Genomic DNA, 2996 nt, shown 5'->3' with positions numbered 1-2996 from the left:
TCTGTCGCGCTGGAATATCAAAGGCGCGTGCCCGGGAATCGGCACACCCACGTATGGAGCTTTGGCCTTGAGCGCCGATTGCAACGGACGCGCCAGGTCGTAATCCTGATTCATTACCATAGCTGTTAGCCCCTCCCAGAGCTTGCCCGGTTCACGCCCCGGCGCAGCGGTTAAGCTTCTTTGTCCTGTATCGCCGCGCCCATCAATCGCTGATAGATGGCGCGGTTTTCTTTCGTGAGGGTGAGCACCCATCCATAGCCCAAAACATGGCGCATGGAGTCTCCGAACGTATCATGCAAAAGATCGTGCGTGATACCGTTCCAAACTTCCCCATTGTGTGCGGCCCTGTGCCGCCCAACGAGGAAATGGCCGATTGCGGAAACGTTACGCTCATTGCTCTTTAGCTTCACGGCTCCTCTCATTCTGCCCGCGTATCAGCGCACGGGCGCGCTATCAGGTGTTGGGGTTGACTACTTGTTCAAGCACTTTTGCGCGCGTATTCGCTTTCGGACTCAAGCAGTTCGCGAAGCCACTCCACGGCTGCATCAATGGGAAGGCCACAGCATGAACCATTCCCGCTTATGGTAACGAGGGCCAACATCTCATCGGTCTCAGGCTGAATCCATACGTGAAGGTCAAACTCGCGCCCTTCGTCTTCTTTCGTATCTTCTTTCTTGCGTTTACTCATGCGTTCCTCCCTGTCTACGTTGCGAGCGGATAATTTTTTGGGGTGACTATCAGCGGCACTCGATCACAATAGGCCCATCACCATCGCCCCGTTCGTCCCGTGAAATGTGCAAGTCTTCGGCGCGGCATCGGAGCGCCTGCCCCCCGAAAATGTAAAGCTGGTAAGCGCCCGGTGATCCCTGATAGACCACTTGCACACGTTCCTTGGCGGTTGGAGTAGCACCTGCCGCGGCAAAGGCGAGCAGGCAAAGGACAGCTATCAGCAAAGATGTTTTCATGTGTTAGCACCCTCCCAGGTGTTAGCGCCGGATGCGCCCCGGCGCGGGCGGTTTGTGATTGACACTGTGATGAGAGCATAACTCGCACCGTGGTGTCAATAGCCTTTGGATTAAATCCGGTTTCCGTCTTCGTCAAACTCGTATTCGTTCGCGATGATGTTGTCGTCTACATACTCGTTTTCTTGCCGGGATTCGTACTCTGCTTTCAGCCCCTCGTAGATCCAATCGGCAAAGTCGCGCATCAGTTCCAGGAACCGCTTTGTGATCTCGTAATCTTCCGGCTCTTCGCCGGTCTCGCTATCAGTGACGGTCGCGTCCATGATGAAATGGCCGCGTTGATCCTGTGACGCTCTCCCCTCCATGTTCCCCGGTCCCGCGCCGGAAAGCTTGTAATGCGCCTGTAGCGCTTGCAAACCGTCTGCTATAGCGTGCAAGGCTATATCAGTTGGGAATTCGGCCCGGACCGCATCTGCCGCGCCCCTTGTGAACCTGTACGTACCGGCGAAAGCTAGGCCGTCACCTTGGCAGTAGGCTAGGCTCCAGGTAATATCCGCTTCCGTGTGCGTCTTGCCGCGGGAGGTCTGGTAACTACGCTCCGCGAATTCGATGCCGATGAGACGCGCCGCTGTTTTGGCCGGCTCAAGAATGAATTCGTCATCGCTGAAATCTTCCGCTTCCCCTTCGCGATACCATTGCCGCGCCTTCTCTTTCGCCGCATCGGACAATTCTTCAAACTGGTAGACGGTCGTTTCCGTTACTCGCATAGCTCCCCTCCCGGGATGCCCGGATACGCTCCGGGCGCGCGGTTGTTTGGTCTCGTATCAGCGGACGGCGGTAAACAGTTCCAGGCGCATCAGGTTGAGCTTGTGAGCAATGCGCGCCATCTGCGCGGCCCACTTGTGCGACTCGCTGTTACGCTTCTGGATCTCGCCGGGGTATTCATCATAGAAACCGGAAAGCAACCGCTCACACTTGGCTTGTACATCCGCGCGGCACGTTTCCAGTTCATCGGCGGTTAGGGTAACTTTCCCTTTGGCTAATAGCTCACCATCGGGACCGATTTTCTCTTGCAGGTCCGCATCTTCGACGGCGCAAGAAATTTCAATGCAATCACTCACTGAAAGAGCTTTCATGTGCTTCCCTCCCGGTTGTTTGGTTGCCTATCATCAAGTGCGCTATCAGAGCCGCTCGGTGCCTGCCAGTGTCACGCGGGGCGGGGTATCAAGGAAACACTTCGCCGCCAGGACCGCCCAAGCCGCCGCGCCCCGATGGCGCGTCATAAAGGCAAGGATGGACTCCGGTTCGTCGAAGCTCACCGCATAGGCCGGCGCATCCTTGAGCCAAAACAGAATACGCTCATGCGCGGTTTCGACGGCATCCGCGTATTGGTTGCGCCGCCCCGTGCCTTGAACCTCCTTTAGGCGCGATTCAATCTCTTGCTCCATGGCCCAGCGGATTTGATATTCCGGCAGTTGCGGATACGTCTTGTGAATGTTCGCCATCGCGTGAAAGAATTCCATAGCTCACCCCTCCCCGGGGTAACGCGCGGGAATCCGCCCGCGCTCTGGTTGCCAGTCAATAGCTCGCGTACACTGTCTCACCGAATGGCGCAACGTTATCCTCTTCGGTGGACAGCCAGATAAACGGAACGCTCGGAATGTAGGACGGAAAGGTTCCTTCGAGGTCTGAAATGCAGACCGCACAAGCAAAATTGCCGTCCTCTTCGATGTGCTTAATCGCCGGCCGGAAGTCAGTTCCGCCGCCCCCCTTTGGTTCCCAAGTGAGCGATTCGCCTTTCTCCATCCGATGTACGCGCTGGATAGCGGCATCGGCAAAGATCAACGTCACTCCGGCAGGTTTGCATTCGTCTAAGATGTCTTCGACAATCCCCCTTGCCCTTTGCAGACCGGGACCGCTGACGCTCCCCGATGTGTCTACCATGACGGCCACCTCTCCCAATTCATGCGATTCGAGAGCGGGCAAAAATAGGCCGTGGCAGACGTAGCGGCTACTCGGCTTAGTCCAGGTAAA

Annotated in this window: 5 protein-coding genes; all 5 read right to left on the bottom strand. The window is 56.6% G+C overall.

Translation table 11 applies throughout. The features are described 5' to 3' along the window. Nucleotides 1–478: 478 nt before the first annotated feature. The gene (locus tag KGI06_06115; GenBank protein MDE1871783.1) at nt 479–688 is read right to left on the bottom strand and encodes a hypothetical protein; all 210 of its coding nucleotides are present in this window, start codon (nt 686–688) and stop codon (nt 479–481) included. A gap of 387 nt (nt 689–1075) precedes the next feature. Next, nucleotides 1076–1729: a hypothetical protein gene (locus tag KGI06_06110; protein MDE1871782.1), complete on the bottom strand. Its 654-nt coding sequence runs from the start codon at nt 1727–1729 to the stop codon at nt 1076–1078. 57 nt (nt 1730–1786) lie between these two features. Continuing rightward, entirely contained in the window at nt 1787–2098 is a 312-nt protein-coding gene (locus KGI06_06105; protein ID MDE1871781.1) for a hypothetical protein, read from the bottom strand. Between the two features lie 45 nt (nt 2099–2143). After that, nucleotides 2144–2485, bottom strand: a complete 342-nt coding sequence (locus tag KGI06_06100; protein MDE1871780.1) for a hypothetical protein — start codon at nt 2483–2485, stop codon at nt 2144–2146. Nucleotides 2486–2540: 55 nt separating this feature from the next. Beyond that, nucleotides 2541–2996 (bottom strand): hypothetical protein (locus tag KGI06_06095; protein ID MDE1871779.1); only part of this gene is annotated, 456 nt, incomplete at its 5' end.

Source organism: Candidatus Micrarchaeota archaeon (assembly GCA_028866575.1).
In the GTDB taxonomy this organism is placed as follows: Archaea; Micrarchaeota; Micrarchaeia; order Micrarchaeales; family Micrarchaeaceae; genus UBA12276.
The sequence above is the reverse complement of the archived record's forward strand: the minus strand, read 5'-3'. Positions and strand labels throughout refer to the sequence as shown.